General features: G+C 68.3%; 2 protein-coding genes. Both read right to left on the bottom strand.

Features of this window, described 5'->3' with window-relative positions:
• On the bottom strand, positions 1-923 hold a 923-nt coding region (locus AC1DFR_RS22290; RefSeq protein ID WP_476874496.1), incomplete at its 3' end, for an L-serine ammonia-lyase.
• A 183-nt stretch (positions 924-1,106) separates the two neighbouring features.
• A partial coding sequence (locus tag AC1DFR_RS22285) for a PLP-dependent aminotransferase family protein (RefSeq protein WP_476874495.1) occupies positions 1,107-1,682 on the bottom strand: 576 nt, incomplete at its 5' end.

Raw genomic sequence — 1,682 nt, 5'->3', positions numbered from 1 at the left:
TAGTAGAGCACGGCCGGGATGATGCCGGCGGCGCCGTTCGTGGGGGCGGTGACGACGCGGCCGCCGGAGGCGTTTTCCTCGTTCACGGCCAGCGCGATCAGGTTGACCCATTCCTGCCAGTACTTCGGGTCCCGGTAGTCGGGGTCCTGTCCGCGGGTTTCCTTCATCAGCCGCTCGTGCCAGTCCGGGGCCCGGCGGCGGACCTTGAGCCCGCCGGGCAGCAGCCCGGTGCGTTTGAGGCTGACCTCGACGCAGCCTTCCATCACCGAGTAGATGTGCAGCAGCCCGTCGCGGATTTCCGCTTCGGTGCGGGAGGCGCGCTCGTTGACGAACATGATCTGCCCGATCGAGAGGCCCTTGGACTGGCAGCGGCCCAGCAGTTCCGCGGCCGTGCGGAACGGCAACGGCAGTTCCTTCTTGGATTCGTCGAGCTCCTTCAGGGCCGCGTCCTCCTCGCCCTCGCGGACGATGAAGCCGCCGCCGACGGAGAAGAACGTGGCTTTGTGGACGGTTTCGCCGTCGGCGTCGGAAACCGTGAACGTCATGCCGTTGGTGTGCCGGGGCAGGATGGTCAGCGGCCGCAGGATCATGTCCTTCACCCCGTACGGCAGGGCGACCGAGCCGGCCAGCTGCAGAGTGCCGGTCTCAGCGATCGTGGCCAGCCGTTCCTCCACTTCCTCGGGCAGGATCAGTTCGGGGTGGAAGCCTTCCAGGCCGAGCAGGATCGCGGTCATGGTGCCGTGCCCGTGGCCGGTGGCGGCCAGGGAACCGTACAGGTCCACGCGCAGCGACGCTACCTTCTCCAGGTTCCCGGAGGCCTTAAGTTCCTCGGCGAAGAGGGCGGCGGCCCGCATGGGCCCCACGGTGTGTGAGCTGGATGGCCCTATTCCGATGGAAAAGAGGTCGAAGACTCCAACAGCCATTGTCGGTTCCTAACTAGGTCTTGCTGTGGCCCGGCAGAGGGTCCTGCCGGAAGGCGCTGCGGGCGCTGGTTGGCGGCCGCATGCCGGATGCACGACGCCGGGCGGCGGCTTGTGGCGGCAACCCGGCGTCGTGATCTGTACTGCTGTTAGTTCTGTACTGCTGCTACTTCAGTCTTACGTCGCCTAGGCGAGGTTAGCAACCGAGGGGTAGAGCGGGTGGGCGGCGGCGAGGGCCTCCACCCGGGAACGCAGACCGGACAGGTCGGCGCCGGCGTCGGCGGTCAGGGCCTCGGCGATGATGTCGGCAACCTCGGCGAAGGCCGCCTCGCCGAAGCCGCGGGTGGCCAGCGCCGGGGTGCCGATCCGCAGCCCGGAGGTGACCATCGGCGGGCGCGGATCGAACGGCACGGCGTTGCGGTTGACGGTGATGTCGATCGCCGCGAGCCGGTCCTCGGCTTCCTGCCCGTTGAGCACGCAGTTGCGCAGGTCCACCAGGACCAGGTGCACGTCGGTGCCGCCGGAGATCACGTTGATCCCCTTGGCGGTGACGTCGTCCTGGACCAGCCGCTCGGCGAGGATCCGGGCGCCGGCCAGGACGCGTTCCTGGCGTTCCCTGAACTCCTCGGACGCGGCGATCTTGAACGCCACGGCTTTGCCGGCGATGACGTGCTCCAGCGGCCCGCCCTGCTGGCCGGGGAACACCGCGGAGTTGATCTTCTTGGCGATCTCGGCGTCGTTGGAGAGGATGATGCCGCCGCG

This window comes from Arthrobacter sp. 05T410, from assembly GCF_056396505.1.
The sequence above is the reverse complement of the archived record's forward strand: the minus strand, read 5'-3'. Positions and strand labels throughout refer to the sequence as shown.